Here is a 15,642-nt window from a genome sequence, read left to right as displayed (position 1 = left end):
CCTAAATAAATTCAAAATTGAAATCGAGAATTGTAACTGAGTCTCCAGATTCGGCTCCTGCATCAATCAATGCATCTTCAATTCCCATTGATTTTAGTTGTCTAGCAAATCGCATAATTCCATCTTGATGATCCAAATTAGTTCTTTGCAACAATAATTCAACTTTAGCACCCTTAACAACAAAGCTATGGTCACCATCTTTTTCGATCGTGAAGGCTTTTTGTTCAGGTTCAAAGTTGTACTCTTTAGCATCGTCAGTTTGCACGTCAAAGTGAATTGGCTCTGCTTTGGACAATACTTCACTCGTATGATTCATCAACTGTTTGACACCAGTATGTTGAATACTTGAAATTGGGAAAATATCAACATCGCTACCCAATTTTTCTTTGAAATCAGCTAAACGTTCTTCTGAACCAGGAATATCCAATTTTGTTGGTACGATGATTTCAGGACGTTTCAAAGCGTTCTCATCGTAATTACCTAATTCTTGTCGAATAGCCAAATAATCTTCATACGGTTCTCTACCATTATTGGGATCCATGTCGACTAAATGCAAAATAACACGTGTTCTTTCTACGTGACGCAAGAATTGGATACCTAAACCAACACCGTTTGATGCACCTTCGATCAAACCTGGTAAATCGGCAATAACAAAATCTTGACCGTTTTCTAGCTTAACCATCCCTAAATTAGGTGACAAAGTTGTAAAGTGATAAGCCGCAATCTTAGGTTTAGCTGAAGTTGCAACTGATAATAAGGTAGATTTCCCTACTGAAGGGAATCCAACCAAACCAACATCTGCAATCAACTTCAATTCCAATTTTAGATGTTTCTCTTGGCCAGGTTCACCATTCTCAGCAATTTCTGGTGCTTGGTTCTTGGAATTGGCAAAATGAATATTACCTCGTCCACCATTTCCACCTTTTGCTACCACTAATTCTTGATTATTTTCTGTAAGATCACCAACTAATTTTCCAGAATCCTCATCATAAACAGAAGTTCCTGTTGGAACCACGATGTAAACTGGATCAGCTTTGTGACCATACATTCCTTTAATTTGACCATTTTGACCAGGTTGAGCTTTAAAAATTCTCTTATATCTAAAGTCCATCAAGGTATTCATACCTTCATTAGCCTTTAAAATAATATCTCCACCGCGGCCTCCATCACCACCCGAAGGTCCACCGAGGGGAACATACTTTTCATGACGAAAGGCAACAGCGCCGTCGCCACCCTTTCCAGATCTTACGGTGATTTTAACGTTATCTACAAACATTAAAATCCCCCTTTCTAAACTTAATTATCATTTCTAAATTTTAGCACAAAATCAGACTTCATAATACTTGGAACTATGGTCAATTGTCCAGTTTTTTATTAATTGGATAATATTGCTTGAAAGATTTTGACCGTTTTTGAGATTTTTTGATTGATTTTGACCGATAATGGTTGTATTATATTTCTTGCGAGGTGATGAAAGTGCTTACCGAAGAAAGACAACAAATTATTTTAGAACAACTAAAAATACACAATATTGTCAAACTCCACGATTTGATTCCACTGACTGGTGCTTCCGAGTCCACCTTGCGTCGTGATCTGCAAGATTTGGAAAATTGTCATAAATTATTACGGATCCACGGCGGTGCTCAAAACGTTATTTCATTACATGAGGAACCAGCTCTTTCCCAAAAAGCAGCTGTCCATATTAATGAAAAGAAAATGATCGGTCAAACAGCTGCAAACTTAGTTCGAAATCATGAAGTCATCTTCCTAGACTCAGGAACAACGATTTCTTTCATGATTCCTTATTTAATTGAACATACAGACTTGTTAGTCATTACCAATAGTGTCGATAACGCTTCGATGTTGGCTGATTATAACGTGAACACATTTATTCCGGGGGGAAAATTAAAGTCATCTACTAAGGCTTTGGTTGGTTCAAATATCATTCAAACTCTAGAAAAGTATCATTTTGATCGTGCTTTTCTAGGAGCAAATGGTTTCTCGATTGATACTGGGTACACTACACCAGATCCTGAGGAAGCAGCAATCAAGAGTTTAGCTATTAAACAATCCAATCAATCTTACGTTTTATCTGATAGTTCCAAGTTTTCGCAAGTTAGTTTCAGTCGTTTTGCTACTTTAGATGAGGTTCCATTAATAACTAGCAAACTGTCAGAAAAAGAAGCCAACACTTTGACTAAATATACCAAGATTACGGAGGCAATCTAATTGATTTATACAATTACAGTCAATCCTTCAATCGATTATGTTTTACAATTGAAGAATTTAAATACTGGTGAGGTCAATCGTACCCAAAACGATGTCAAACTTCCCGGTGGAAAAGGAATCAACGTTTCCCGAATTATGAAGGAATTGAAAATTGATTCAACTGCCCTAGGCTTTGTTGGTGGTGCCACTGGTTCGATGTTTCTAGAACTACTAGCTCAACACAACTTAAAAACAGCCTTTACAAAAGTTAGTGAAGACACCAGAATCAACGTCAAGATCAACGCCGTTGATCAAAAAGAAGAAACAGAGATCAATGGTGCCGGCCCTGCCATTACCACCGATGAACGTCAAAAATTTATTGATGGATTAGATGGGGTCGGTGATGGCGATATTGTCGTGATGGCTGGAAGCCTTTGTAAAAATCTTGATGCAAGTTTTTATTTAGATATTGCTAAAAAAATTCAGGCTCAAGGTGCTGAATTTATTATTGATACTACTGGTCAAGCATTGTTAGATACTTTGCCACTACATCCACTAGTAGTTAAACCTAATCACCACGAATTAGCTGAGTTATTCGACGTTGAATTCAAAGACCAACAAGAAATAATTACTTATGCTCGTAAATTACTAGAAAAAGGTGCTAAGCATGTTTTGATTTCCATGGCTGGTGATGGTGCCCTTCTAGTAACTAAGGACAAAGCTTATAAAGCTAATGCTCCTAAGGGTACAGTCATCAACTCAGTTGGTGCAGGTGATTCAATGATTGCTGGTTTTGCGGGAACTTTTATGGAAACTAAAGATCCAATCGAAAGTTTCCACATGGGAGCCGCTTGTGGTTCAGCTACTGCCTTTAGTCAAGATATAGCTGTTAAAGAAAAAATTGACGAAGTTTACAAACAAATTAATATTACAGAAGTTTAATTGAGGGGGACTCTTAATAATGGACTTGAAACAATTATTGTTAAAAGATGCCATGATTATGGACTTGAAAGCCACTACCAAAGAGGAAGCCATTGAAGAAATGGTTGATAAGTACTATCAAGTCGGCGTCATCGATGACAAAGATTTATATAAATCCGACATTTTAAAACGTGAAGCTCAAACAAGTACCGGTATTGGTGATGGAATCGCTATGCCACACGCTCGTGACAAAGCTGTTAAACGTGCGACTGTCTTGTTCGCTAAGAGTGACAAAGGTATTGACTACAAGTCACTCGATGGACAACCAGCTTACCTATTCTTTATGATTGCCGCTCCAGACGGTGCTGACAATTTGCATTTACAAGCTCTAGCTGCACTTTCATCACTTTTGATCAATCCAGAATTAGTTAAGAACTTGAAGGCTGCTAAGACAGCTGACGAAGTACAAAACTTATTCGATGAAGCAATGAAAGCTAAAGATAAGGCTGACGAAGAAAAAGAAAAGGCTAAGGCTGCCGCAGCCGCTGCCCAAACTGACTCCGACAAGAAAAAGCCTTATGTCGTTGCTGTTACTGCTTGTCCAACTGGTATCGCCCACACTTACATGGCTGAAGCCGCACTAAAAGAACAAGCTGAAAAGATGGGTGTCGACATCAAAGTTGAAACTAACGGTTCTGAAGGCGTCAAGCACAGACTAACTGCTGATGAAATCAATCGTGCCGACGGTGTTATCGTTGCCGCTGACAAAAAGGTTGAAATGCCTCGTTTCGATGGCAAACATTTAGTTAACCGTCCTGTCAGTGATGGTATCAATAAAGCTGAAGAATTGATCAACTTAGCAGTTGAACAAAAAGCCCCAGTCTTCCACGATGAAGGTGGCGCAAGTTCTGAAGAAGAAGAATCCGAAGAAAAGAAATCACTTTGGTCAAGAATTTACGCTGATCTAATGAATGGTATCAGTAACATGCTTCCATTCGTTGTCGGTGGTGGTATTCTAATGGCTATCTCCTTCTTGTTAGAAAACTCCGTTGGTGCTAAATCACAATGGTTCTTATTCTTTAACAACGTTGGTAACTATGCTTTTAGTTTCTTAATTCCAGTTCTAGCTGCTTATATCGCTGTTTCAATTGGTGACCGTCCTGCTCTACTACCTGGTTTTGTTGGTGGTTATATGGCTTCACAAGCTACTGCTTCAGTAGTTAGTTCTAAGAGTCCTGCCGGATTCATCGGTGGTCTTCTAGCTGGTTTTATCGCTGGTTGGGTAATCGTCTTCTTAAAGAAATGGCTCAAGAACTTGCCACATTCTCTTGCTGGTTTGAAAACTATTTTGATTTATCCAGTACTAGGCTTGCTCTTGACCGGAGCTATCATGTACTTCATCGTCGATCCAGTCTTCGCGGTTGTTAATGCCGCAATTACTCACTTCCTAGAATCAATGGGAACTGGTAATGCCGTAATCTTAGGTACCTTGCTTGGTGGTATGATGTCAATCGATATGGGTGGTCCTTTCAACAAGGCTGCTTATACATTTGCTATTGGTACATTTACTGCAACACAAGATGGTGCTTTAATGGCTGCTGTTATGGTTGGTGGTATGGTTCCACCTCTTGCAATCGCCATTGCTACAACATTCTGGAAGAACAAATTTACTGAACAAGAAAGACAAGCTGGTCTTTCAAACTACATCTTAGGTTTATCATTCATTACTGAAGGTGCTATTCCATTCGCTGCCGGAGATCCATTACACGTTATCGTTTCAAGTGTTATTGGTTCAGCTATCAGTGGTGGTTTGACACAACTTTGGGGCGTTAATGTTCCTGCTCCTCACGGTGGAATTTTCGTTACACCACTAGCTAACAAACCATTGCTTTACTTATTAGCTGTCGTTATTGGTGCGATTATTTCAGGTGTTATCTATGGTATTTGGAAACCTGCTAAAAACAATAAATAAACTAATAAGAGAGCCGGACAGGACATGGTCCACTCTCGAACATTAAGACAATAGGTCATGGTAATCGTTGATTACCATGACCTATTTTTTGTTATATGCTGCTATCGAACTGAAACGAGTTACACAAGAGCAACTTCCTACAAGATAACAAAACTTCCCAAACCGCCCGCAAAATGCGTGCAATTCGTGAAGTTCTGCTATCCTCCGGAAGCTGAACGCTCTTGTTTCACTCTCTACTTTTTCATTTAATTATAATTTTTTTGAAAAATACTGAAAACAACATCATTTGTATTTCCTCATTGTTTGTTAATATATTTCTAATTTTCTTGTTCAAATTAGTAGTTTTATTCTGTATACTTGGAAACACTTTCAAGTATTAACTTGAAAAACTAATAATTTACATAAGGAGTTTCTTGCAATGAAGGTCAAAGCATTATTGTTATCTAGTCTTATTTTAGGAGGCTTTAGTGCTCCCCTGGTTCAACCCGCTTCTGTCTTATCAGCAGAGATGAATCAAAGTATCAAAACCGATTCACAGGAAATTAAATTAAATGAGAAAGTTGACTTAAACAGTCTTCCTCAAACACTTAATCTTTCGATTGAAGCATATTCGTCTGCTAATGAATTATTAGAGAATGTAACTTTAGAATTAGACGCAAGCGAAATGTCTGAATTGAAGAATAACCACAAAGTTAGTGTCATGCTTCCCAATATCGAAACAAAATCCAATTGGGGTGGAGATTTAGAATACGCGCCGAAAGCAAAAAACTCAGAAATAGTCTATGACGAAACCAGTCAAAGCCTGATGCTCATTTCTGACGGTCAAAAAACCACCCATCCCAGCTATAAATTAGTTGATGGTACGGCGAAAATTCATTACGTCACCGAAGATACCAAAAAAGAACTCTTCGTTCACGAACAAGAACACGCCTTCAAACCAGATGCTGAAGGCAAAAGTGAATTTATCATTACCCCATTAGAAGAGATCAATGAGGCACCATATCCCGTGGGATACTTCGATGCTTATGAGTTAGACTTCGAAAGCTTGGCTCAATACATTCCTTTAAATGACAATGCAACTGATGTTGATTTCGACGACCCAATTATTCAAAAGTACGACGAAAAAAAAATCAATAAAAAAAATAATGAATTTACCGTTTATTTAAAGAAAGCTAAACCTTACACGATCAATTTTAAAGTTTACCTCGACAACAAAGAATATCTATCAAGAACTGTCAAAGGCGAACTCAACGGAACAATTCCTTTCCAAGAAGAACCAAAATTACCCGATCCAACAGTTGCCACCTTGAACAAATATAAAACAGCTTATAGTTCAACTAGTGAGTACTTACCTCAGTTGGGAACTGGTATCCAAACTGGTGCTGCTCTATTCTACCGTGTCTTTGGTCGCAATTTTGACAATATTGGAGACGGTAGTACTAACAACATGCTCAATACTGGAATTTATGGAATTACCGGCGAAGAATTAGAAGATAATGAAGTTCCAGTTAGTGATATGTTTACTGGTCGTACTAGTACCCTGGAAATTTATTATGAGTCAATCAATCAGGATGACACGAATAATGGTGACTCCAATTCGAACGAAAAACCTGATCCAGACGAAAACTCAACTCAAAAACCAGATACTGGTAGCGAAAATAATCAATCCGGAGAGAAACCCGGCAACAACAATTCAACCAACAACAATTTACCTAACAATAAACCAACTAAGTTCAACGGCTATGTTGGAACTATGAATGACACGGTTGCCGTCTATTCTCTAAAGGATGGTCAAATGACCGCAGAAAAGAATAAAAAATTAGCACAACATTCGGATTGGCGTTCTGATCGTATCATTATCATCGATGGTGAGAAGTATTACCGCATTGCCACCGATGAATGGGTCAAAGCTTGCGACATTTACCGTTACGAGCCAACAAAAGGAATTGTCGAAACGATGAATTCCGAAATCACACATCTAGTAAACAGTAATATGAAACAAGTTACCAACCGCGGCTTAGCTGCCAAAACTGCTTGGAAATATGATCGAATCGCCTATCTAGGTGACAGTGAAACCAAACATTTCCGAGTTGCATCACACGAATTCGTCAATGCATCTGACGTATTAGTAAAATAGTTTCAACTTTCTTGATTACACACAAAAGGCCGAAAATAAAATTTCGGCCTTTTTTTATTAAGCTTGATTATGTTCTTTTAAATAATCACGTGCCCACTTCAAATATTTTTCATCTTCTGCAGGATCTTGTGATGTTAATATTTGAGGACCATCTGGTGTGATAGCCAAAGTATGTTCATATTGAGCTGACCAAGAACCGTCGGCACTTGCGTAATAAATCCAATCATCGTTAGGATCTTTGACTTCACGATCAACGATTTCCCAAGTACCTTCATTGATCATCGGTTCAATGGTAATTGTCATACCATTCTTCAATCGCAAACCACGACCTGGTTGTCCATAATGCAAAACATCCGGTTGTTCATGCATTGTTGGTTGAATACCGTGACCACAAAGTTCACGAACATCCCCATAGCCATGTTCATCTTCAGTGTAATGTTGAATAGCATAACCAATATCTCCTAAACGTTTGCCTTCAACACTTTGAGCAATACCTAGATACAACGATTTCTTGGTTACTTCCATTAAGTCAGAAGTTTCTTGACTAACAGAACCAACCGCATAACTCCAGCACGAGTCACTTTGATAACCTTTGTAACTAACGGTCATATCGACTTTGACCAAATCGCCTTCTTGTAAAATCAAATCTTTTCTAGGCGTTCCGTGAGCTACTTCGTCATTGACATCAACACAAGTGGCATACTTATAGCCTTCAAAACCTTTTTCTGAAGGAGTGGCACCATGACTAACAATATAGTCATTAGCAAATTCTTCAATTGAATATGCTGAAATCCCAGGTTTAATAATATCTCTAAGTCCCAAATGCACGCCAGCTAAAATTTTACCGGATTCACGCATTCCTTCAATTTCTCGATCTGATTTTAATGTAATCATTTTATCTCCCCTTATCCTTTGTGATACTTCTTATGAAAATTAGTACTTGCTAAAGTAATCTTTATCGTTTGAGCTGTTGTTTTGGGAATCCCCAAATCAGTTAACTGTTCAATCGAAGCTTCTTTCATCTTTTTAACTGAACCGAATTTCTTTAATAACTTCGTTCTAGTCTTAGGACCAACACCTTGAATGTTGTCCAACTGGGACGATAAAGCATTTTTGCTGCGGGTTTTACGATGAAAAGTGATTGCAAAACGGTGCACTTCATCTTGAATTCTTTGCAACAAATAAAATCCTTGGCTCTTTCGATCCAAAGGCACTTCGATTCCATCTTCACCAACTATTAAATGTGAAGTATTATGGTGATCATCCTTGACCATGCCGGCAACTGGAATGTCGATACCCAATTCATTAGTTAAAACATCCATTACTGCACGTAACTCAATGATACCACCATCCATCAAAATTAAATCAGGGAGATTATCATCTTCTTTGATCAAACGGGAATAGCGCCGGTAAATAACTTCTCGCGTATTGGCAGCCTCGTCGGCACCAGATTGATGTTCAACCTCACCTTTAATTTTATACTTACGGTAGCCACTCTTTTCAGGTCGTCCATCTTTGAACATGACCATCGCTGAAACAGGATTAGTTCCTTGGATGTGTGAGTGGTCAAACGACTCAATTACATGACCATATGGTAAATCGAGCGCTTCAAAAATTTGTTGTTGAGCTCCATAGGTTTGACGATTGTCCAGTTCCATCAAACGGAATTTTTCTTGAAGCACCAATTTAGAATTCTCAGCTGCCATGTCCATTAGATCCTTTTTTTGACCGCGTTGTGGCGTTCTAAAAGGCACATTTAAAACTTGCGACAAAGTATCTTTATCCAAATTATCAGGAACTAAAATTTCTTTAGGTAAAACCTGGTTACGACGATTATAAAACTGCAAAATAAAGGTCGATAATTCTTCTTCTGGAGTATTGATACAAGCAAAGACCTTCTTTTCCCGTTTCATCAACCGAGCTTGACGAATGAAGAAGATTTGAATCGAGATCCAACCCTTTTCAACGTAGTAATTAAAAATATCACGCGGTGTACTATCATTAGAAATAATTTTTTGTTTCTCAACCGTAGTTTCAATATATTTAATTTGATCACGTAACTCGGCTGCTCGTTCATACTGCATTTTTTTGGCGGCAGTTTCCATTTTTCTAGTTAATTGACCTTTAACCTCGCCAACATTACCACCTAAAAATTTTTTAATTTTTTCAATCTGACGAGCATACTTCTCTTCGGGAACCGTCTTAAAACAGGCTCCTAAACATTGTCCCATGTGGTAATACAAACAAGGCCTACCCAAATTTCCTTGACATCTTCTCAAAGGATAAACTTTTTGCAAGAAATTTAACGTATTAGACGCTGCATAAACATTGGGATATGGTCCGTAATAATAACCACCATCATTTTTGACTAAACCAGTAATTTCCATTTTCGGATCACGTTCATTTGTGATCTTAATATACGGATAACCAGTTCCACGTTTTAATTTAATATTGTAGTAAGGTTGATGCTTTTGAATCAAAGTGATTTCTAATAAAAAAGCTTCCTTATCATTTGAAGTGATAATCGTTTCAAAATCACGAATTTCTGAAACTAATCGTGCCGTCTTACCTTCATGAGAGCTTTTAAAGTAAGACCGAACCCGATTTTTTAAGTTTTTAGCCTTCCCAACATAAATAATTTTAGAGTTGATATCTTTCATCAAATAACAACCTGGTCTGGGAGGTAAGAGACTCAATTTGTGTTCAAGATATTCAGTTGCCAAAAATATCCCCTCCTATCTAGTTCGAACTTATTTAATATTAAGTTAATTTGGACAATTGTCAACTTTTGTGTAATTTCTAACTATGAGCAAATTATTTATCATGAATATATTTTAAGAATATAATGTATATTGAACAATTTAATTTTACGCAATGTACAAGGAGATAATAATTATGACAAAAAAATATTTAGCTAAAATCGTTCCATTAAATGATGAATTTATCGGCACCAAAGCTCATGGTACAGCAAACTTTACTGAAACGGATGACTCTCTTCATATCGAGATTGAAATGTTTGATACACCTAAGAATACTGAACACTGGGAACATTTCCACGGTTTTCCTGATGGTAAAGATGCTCAAATCGCTACTAGCGCACAAGATGCAAATCACGACGGACTAGTCGACCTACCCGAGACGGAAGCTGTTTCCGGAACAACCATGGTGCCATTTGATAATGCACCTCATAAGATGAACATTCCTAATGACAACTACCCTACTTCTGATGAGAATGGCCACTTCAAATATGAAATCGATGTTCCACTAAAGGAACTTCAAAAGAAATTTAAAGAAGTCTTTGGAACTGATGATTTGGAATTAGATAAACGTGTAATTTACGTTCATGGTGTTCCTTCAGATCTCCAACTACCAGCATCAGTCGCAGGAGCAGTTGGCAGTTACGATGCTCATACAACTTTACCAATTGCTACAGGTAAGATTGTTAAAGCTTAGTCAATAAGTTACAATTAGTCCGCTAGAACAATTGTTATTTAATAAAAAACGTTCTATAATATGTTTAGATATATAGAAACCTGAAAGGGGCTGATACCGATGGGCTTAACAGTGAAACGCGAAAATGATTTTGGCAGTTTGTTTGATAAGTTTGCCTCTCTTCCCGATGATGTAAAAGAAAACGTAAAACGCGTAGATTCTGCAGATAAAAAATCTGTCAAAGATAAAAAAGAATCTAAAAAATAGTAATTAAAACTTCTCTTGTTTAATGTCACTTTTAAAAAGTGAATGCCATTTATTTTTACTATTTCTTTAAGAACCCTTTTGATATTAAAATGAAAACTCTTTGGATCCGATCAATCCAAAGAGTTTTTTTGTTTGGTCAAAATAAATAGGCCAGGAAAACCAATCTGGTTTTCCTAGCCCATTATCTTAATCAATATCAAGATTATCTTCCATATTTCTTAGATCAATTAATTCTTGATACATTAAATATTCAAAATTATCGTCCAAGACACTATTAAATAATGGCATGGTTATCCCCCTATTTGTGTAATTTCATCTGAATAAAATTAGCAGAAATCACTGGTCGGCTCATTTCACGACCCTTTTCGTTTACATAATTATCTACCGATAAAACTTTTCCATAAAATTTTATCGCATCATCTTCTTTTAAGTTACTGATATTTTGTGCAAAACTTGCTAAATTATATTTAATCTTGCACATTTTAGAAACATCGTTTCCATCAAGTGCTACTAACATATATTTATGTTCAGAATCTAATTTTTTTATATGACCAACTTGGTAGATCTTAGAGCCAAAATAAAGCGATGTATTTTCATACAGATTATCAAAAGAAACAAAAGCATAATCTTTCCTCTGTTCTTCAAAATCTGAATTATGCTCTCTTTTCTGATTAGCGGTCAAAGTAATTTCTGTCTCTGAGATACTCCCAACGACACTGTTTTTGGATAGAAGTAAATAACTAATTAATACTATGACTAAACAAATTAAAACAATGAGCGATTTGGATCGTAATATTTTTATCATTTAATTCCCCCGAATGTAAAAATAACAGAGGTCTAGTCAAATTACAATGAATTAAATAGACTTAATTATTTAAATACATATACATTATCCTAATGCATAAAAAAATATCTCTAAATTTGTTTAGGGATATTTTTTTATGAGTTAGACATTGATTGTTTCAACTTTAATGATGTTCTCATTCATCGATAGTCCCTCGACAATATCGACATAATCAATATTTTTACCAAAATCTATTGAATAAACATTCGTATAAACTTTGGTATCATCAATTTTTGAAACACTGAATCTAACACCTTCAACCGTAATATCATGATGTTGAAAGAATTCGTCAATAAATTTTTTGGTATCGACTTTATGCTTGTATTCAATCTTCAGCTTTCGAACTGGACTGATCTTGATAATTTTTTTCAGAAATCCTAAAACTGCATACACGACTAAGAAGCCGACAATAGCAATAATATAATCTCCCATACCAATGGCTAAGCCTAAACAAGCTACGACCCAAAGACTTGCAGCAGTAGTCAATCCACGAATTGAATGGTGCTCAACGATAATCGTACCAGCACCTAAAAAGCCAATACCACTGACTACTTGAGCTATCAATCTAGCATCGTCAGCTCGAATAACCCCTTTATATTGGGGATATTGACGTGCCATCTCTAAAGCATCAAAGCCAATATTCTTTTGAATCATAGCAATAATGCAAGCACCCAGACAGACCAAAATATGCGTTCTCAAACCAGCTGGACGATGCTTATAAGCACGATCGAGTCCAATTATTCCAGAAAAAATGACTGCTAACAAGAGCCGAATTACGACATTCAGAATACTCAACTGACTCAAAATAATCCCTCCATTATCTCTAGCTCTGTGTTAATAAATTGATAATTTGTTCAGCAGTAGTGGCTTCCTTCAAAGCATAAACAAAACTTGGTTTTAATAATTTTTTTGATAAACCAGCCATATACTTAACGTGTTCAAAGTCTGAATCCGGTTTTGGAATCAATAAACCAAACACTAAACTGACTTTGTCATTGCCCCAGTCAATCGGATTTTCTAATTTAAGAATGATCATTGTTAATTTTGAAATATTCTCTGATTGTACGTGCGGCAAAGCCATCCCTTCACCCAAATTAGTTGAGGCTTGTTTTTCACGCACTAAGAGAGCCCCATAAATTTCCTCTTGATTTTCACCAGAAACTTGACTCAATCGTTTTAAGACCTCTGACTGAGAATGTAAGTCTTCTTCTGTAAAAATATGTTCAGATGTAAGAATTTGTGTGAAATCACACTTCTCTTCTTCCTGGGCACGACTTTTATTAGCCATCGAATGAACATCATTAGTTTGAATAGGTTGATCATCTGAAGAAAAAGCATCTTTAAAACGTTTCCACAAAGAATTAGCCATCACAAACCGCCTCCAATTATCAATACCCTCATCATACAATTTTTTATCCAAATTTTTCACATTTAAAAGCAAAATAACCAATTTATTCAAAACTAAATTGGTTATTTTAATTACTTAATTTATCTAACCATAATGGCAAAACTTCTGACAATTGACGAAAAGTTCGAGCAAACTTGTGATTATACCAGGGATCTTCAATCACTTTTTGCTTATTCATTATTTCATAAGCTAGGTGGATCTTATCACGATCTGCTTCTGGTGACATAGCCTTCAAATCAATGATATTTTGTTGATCCATCCCAATAATCAAATCCGCAGAATCAAAATCTGCTTGAGAGATTTGCTGTGCTGAATGTGGTACTAACGGAATATTCTCCCTTTTCAATTCAGCTATTGCCCCAGGATGTAAAGAATTGCCGATTTCATAAGTTGAAGTAGCTCGAGATTCTACCTCAATCACTTGGTCTAAATGCCTTTGAGTAACTAAATCACGCATCATCATTTCTGCCATTGGCGAGCGACAAATATTACCTAAACAAACAAAAATAATTTTTTTCATTATTCTAGTCCTAAGCGTCTCTTAACTTCTTGTAGTTGTGCTTCCAAAATAGGATCCTTACGACTCAAAATATCAAGTGCATTGGCTTGTGTTTCCTTTTTCGTCTCAACTTTTTTGACAGATTTTGTCTTCTTATTGTATTTTCTAACCCAAGCAGCTACTTGTTGATATGAGATTCCGTATTTTTCGCCAGTAGCTTTATAGTTGTTGTCATGTTCTACCGCATATTGTGCAATTTCTTTTTGTTGACCCTCGTTGTACTTCATACTAAAAACTCCTAAATAGCTTATTACAAAAATTATACCATAGAAAATATTGTTGTTTCTGGCTCTAATGCAGTTTTTCGAACCACAAGTAAAAAAATGCACAAAAAAAATGGTAGCTCAGGGAGGAACCACCATTTATCCGACAATTTTGTCAATTTGTAATCATGAAATTATCAGGGGGATCTAGTCAACAGCATAACCATTCCCCACAAACAATAGTAACACACGACTTGCCATTTTCCCTCAGTTTACAAAAGTCACCATATTTTTATAAATAATAATTTATAAAACAGTAAAAAGACCATAATAAATGGTCTTTACCACTTTAAATGAATCGAATAATGAACTATCCCATAATTTTTGATTCATTTTTATTATAAAATTTGATAATAATGGAATATAAATGTAAATACTTTTAAAATATTGATGATATATTTTTGAGGTTTCCATTCACATATGAAATCTTTCGTACATTTTTACTCACTATTATTCAAATAATGCCATTACCCATTGGCAAAAACTATTTTACATCATTGGACTAGACCTGTATACCACAATTTTTTGATATCGCAGATTTAAATATTTTTGAAAATGTGCATCAAATGTGCCAAAGTTTCGTTTCCTACCATATTATGTCGATAAACAAACAAAATATAAAATGGTGGCAATTGAATTTCATCAATATCAATCGTTTGGATACCTGGCACTCCTTGTATGGCGGTCTCAGTGACAAAACTAAAGCCTTTATCAGCTTTGACTAAGTTCATCATCAAATGATAGTCCGAAGTTTTAAACATCGTATTAGGACTGACATTGTACCGTTCAATTATGTGCTGTAAAACTCGACTATGGACTGATCCTTCGTCCAAAGAAATAAAGTCCTCATCGAATAAATCTTCTACTGTCTTGATTTTTGAAACGTCACGTTTTGCGGAGGCAATAAATTTAAAATGATGCTCTTTGATCAATTGATAATCAAGATGATTTTCTTGGGGTAATATCGTTGACCCTAACAATGACAGATCGATTTCACCATTTTTTAACTGCGTCAATAATTCACGCGAACTTTTGGCAACTGGAATAATTGAGTTTAATAAATCGGCATCTCGCAACCGATCAAAAACCTTGGGGATCACATAGTTGGTAATAATTGGTGGCCACCCCATTACAATTTTTTCACGTTTGATTCTTTCCATGTCATCACTGATCAAATCATCTTCCAAGAGGATTCGATTAATGTGTGATAGCAACTGTTGTCCGGCATATGTTAATGACAAAGAATTAGCAAAGCTCTTACGTTTGATCAATGACAGACCATAAGTTTCTTCAAGCCTTTTAACCGAATAAGTTATCGTCGGCTGGCTGACACCAAAGAAGTTAGCAGTATCAGAAAAGTTCTTTAATTCAGATAATTTTTTGAAATATCGATAATCCTTTAAGTTCATTTTCTCACCTATAAATTTTATTTATCAAAGTACACATATTTGACTATATTTTTTATCAAGTATTATTATACATTCGAAAGTTAATTAAAGACATTGCATATTTCATATATTGTATGTGAATTATTATTTATTCAATATTGGATATTTTATTTTTATAATTCTGATATGTATACAAAATGGAAGCATTGTAATATCTATATGATAAAAGAATATTTTAGGAGG

At 36.0% G+C, this 15,642-nt stretch carries 15 protein-coding genes; 6 read left to right on the top strand and 9 right to left on the bottom strand.

Annotated features, from left to right (window positions below):
* Position 1: 1 nt before the first annotated feature.
* A complete protein-coding gene (gene obgE / locus EGT49_RS00730; protein ID WP_179949604.1) occupies positions 2-1,282 on the bottom strand; it encodes a GTPase ObgE in 1,281 nt (426 codons plus the stop codon).
* Between the two features lie 194 nt (positions 1,283-1,476).
* Between obgE and EGT49_RS00725 the strand changes: the two genes are divergently transcribed.
* From EGT49_RS00725 to EGT49_RS00710, 4 genes are all read left to right on the top strand, one after another.
* Complete coding sequence (locus EGT49_RS00725; RefSeq protein ID WP_135371047.1) at positions 1,477-2,229, top strand: DeoR/GlpR family DNA-binding transcription regulator; 753 nt, start codon at positions 1,477-1,479, stop codon at positions 2,227-2,229.
* Positions 2,230-3,150 carry a 1-phosphofructokinase gene (gene pfkB, locus EGT49_RS00720; RefSeq protein ID WP_135371046.1) on the top strand — a complete coding sequence of 307 codons (921 nt, stop codon included), beginning with the start codon at positions 2,230-2,232 and terminating at the stop codon, positions 3,148-3,150.
* 19 nt (positions 3,151-3,169) lie between these two features.
* A complete protein-coding gene (locus tag EGT49_RS00715; RefSeq protein WP_135371045.1) occupies positions 3,170-5,101 on the top strand; it encodes a PTS fructose transporter subunit IIABC in 1,932 nt (643 codons plus the stop codon).
* Between the two features lie 418 nt (positions 5,102-5,519).
* Entirely contained in the window at positions 5,520-7,238 is a 1,719-nt protein-coding gene (locus EGT49_RS00710) for a hypothetical protein (protein ID WP_135371044.1), read from the top strand.
* A gap of 57 nt (positions 7,239-7,295) precedes the next feature.
* Here EGT49_RS00710 and map read toward each other — a convergent pair whose 3' ends face one another.
* Positions 7,296-8,132 carry a type I methionyl aminopeptidase gene (map, locus tag EGT49_RS00705; protein ID WP_135371043.1) on the bottom strand — a complete coding sequence of 279 codons (837 nt, stop codon included), beginning with the start codon at positions 8,130-8,132 and terminating at the stop codon, positions 7,296-7,298.
* 11 nt (positions 8,133-8,143) lie between these two features.
* Positions 8,144-9,961 (bottom strand): excinuclease ABC subunit UvrC, encoded by a 1,818-nt coding sequence (gene uvrC, locus EGT49_RS00700; RefSeq protein WP_135371042.1) that lies wholly within the window; start codon positions 9,959-9,961, stop codon positions 8,144-8,146.
* Positions 9,962-10,133: 172 nt separating this feature from the next.
* On the opposite strand from uvrC, the gene EGT49_RS00695 reads away from it, so the two are divergent.
* Both EGT49_RS00695 and EGT49_RS12370 read left to right on the top strand, forming a co-directional pair.
* Complete coding sequence (locus EGT49_RS00695; protein ID WP_135371041.1) at positions 10,134-10,691, top strand: hypothetical protein; 558 nt, start codon at positions 10,134-10,136, stop codon at positions 10,689-10,691.
* A 99-nt stretch (positions 10,692-10,790) separates the two neighbouring features.
* The gene (locus EGT49_RS12370; RefSeq protein ID WP_167849707.1) at positions 10,791-10,937 is read left to right on the top strand and encodes an SPJ_0845 family protein; all 147 of its coding nucleotides are present in this window, start codon (positions 10,791-10,793) and stop codon (positions 10,935-10,937) included.
* Between the two features lie 298 nt (positions 10,938-11,235).
* Here the strand turns inward: EGT49_RS12370 and EGT49_RS00690 are convergent, their stop codons facing one another.
* The 6 genes from EGT49_RS00690 to EGT49_RS00665 form a co-directional block, all read right to left on the bottom strand.
* Positions 11,236-11,742 carry a hypothetical protein gene (locus EGT49_RS00690; protein WP_135371040.1) on the bottom strand — a complete coding sequence of 169 codons (507 nt, stop codon included), beginning with the start codon at positions 11,740-11,742 and terminating at the stop codon, positions 11,236-11,238.
* A 141-nt stretch (positions 11,743-11,883) separates the two neighbouring features.
* Complete coding sequence (locus EGT49_RS00685) at positions 11,884-12,585, bottom strand: MgtC/SapB family protein (protein ID WP_179949602.1); 702 nt, start codon at positions 12,583-12,585, stop codon at positions 11,884-11,886.
* Between the two features lie 19 nt (positions 12,586-12,604).
* Positions 12,605-13,150, bottom strand: coding sequence for a PTS sugar transporter subunit IIA (locus tag EGT49_RS00680; protein WP_135371038.1), 546 nt, complete (start codon positions 13,148-13,150; stop codon positions 12,605-12,607).
* 106 nt (positions 13,151-13,256) lie between these two features.
* The gene (locus tag EGT49_RS00675) at positions 13,257-13,709 is read right to left on the bottom strand and encodes a low molecular weight protein-tyrosine-phosphatase (RefSeq protein ID WP_135371037.1); all 453 of its coding nucleotides are present in this window, start codon (positions 13,707-13,709) and stop codon (positions 13,257-13,259) included.
* The gene (locus tag EGT49_RS00670; protein WP_135371036.1) at positions 13,709-13,975 is read right to left on the bottom strand and encodes a helix-turn-helix domain-containing protein; all 267 of its coding nucleotides are present in this window, start codon (positions 13,973-13,975) and stop codon (positions 13,709-13,711) included. Before EGT49_RS00670 ends, EGT49_RS00675 begins: the two co-directional genes overlap by 1 nt.
* A 575-nt stretch (positions 13,976-14,550) precedes the next feature.
* Positions 14,551-15,420: a LysR family transcriptional regulator gene (locus EGT49_RS00665; protein ID WP_135371035.1), complete on the bottom strand. Its 870-nt coding sequence runs from the start codon at positions 15,418-15,420 to the stop codon at positions 14,551-14,553.
* Between the last annotated feature and the right edge of the window lie 222 nt (positions 15,421-15,642).

Source organism: Companilactobacillus suantsaicola (assembly GCF_004745525.1).
In the GTDB taxonomy this organism is placed as follows: Bacteria; Bacillota; Bacilli; order Lactobacillales; family Lactobacillaceae; genus Companilactobacillus; species Companilactobacillus suantsaicola.
Note: the sequence above shows the minus strand (reverse complement) of the source record. Positions and strands in the feature narration are given on the sequence as shown.

What these genes read in the sequence shown, in the direction of transcription:
- EGT49_RS00715 (WP_135371045.1), top strand. Translation starts at nt 3,170, where the DNA reads ATGGACTTGAAACAATTATTGTTAAAAGATGCCATGATTATGGACTTG.
- EGT49_RS00710 (WP_135371044.1), top strand. Translation starts at nt 5,520, where the DNA reads ATGAAGGTCAAAGCATTATTGTTATCTAGTCTTATTTTAGGAGGCTTT.
- map (WP_135371043.1), bottom strand. Translation starts at nt 8,132, where the DNA reads ATGATTACATTAAAATCAGATCGAGAAATTGAAGGAATGCGTGAATCC.
- EGT49_RS00695 (WP_135371041.1), top strand. Translation starts at nt 10,134, where the DNA reads ATGACAAAAAAATATTTAGCTAAAATCGTTCCATTAAATGATGAATTT.
- EGT49_RS12370 (WP_167849707.1), top strand. Translation starts at nt 10,791, where the DNA reads ATGGGCTTAACAGTGAAACGCGAAAATGATTTTGGCAGTTTGTTTGAT.
- EGT49_RS00690 (WP_135371040.1), bottom strand. Translation starts at nt 11,742, where the DNA reads ATGATAAAAATATTACGATCCAAATCGCTCATTGTTTTAATTTGTTTA.
- EGT49_RS00680 (WP_135371038.1), bottom strand. Translation starts at nt 13,150, where the DNA reads ATGGCTAATTCTTTGTGGAAACGTTTTAAAGATGCTTTTTCTTCAGAT.
- EGT49_RS00675 (WP_135371037.1), bottom strand. Translation starts at nt 13,709, where the DNA reads ATGAAAAAAATTATTTTTGTTTGTTTAGGTAATATTTGTCGCTCGCCA.
- EGT49_RS00670 (WP_135371036.1), bottom strand. Translation starts at nt 13,975, where the DNA reads ATGAAGTACAACGAGGGTCAACAAAAAGAAATTGCACAATATGCGGTA.
- EGT49_RS00665 (WP_135371035.1), bottom strand. Translation starts at nt 15,420, where the DNA reads ATGAACTTAAAGGATTATCGATATTTCAAAAAATTATCTGAATTAAAG.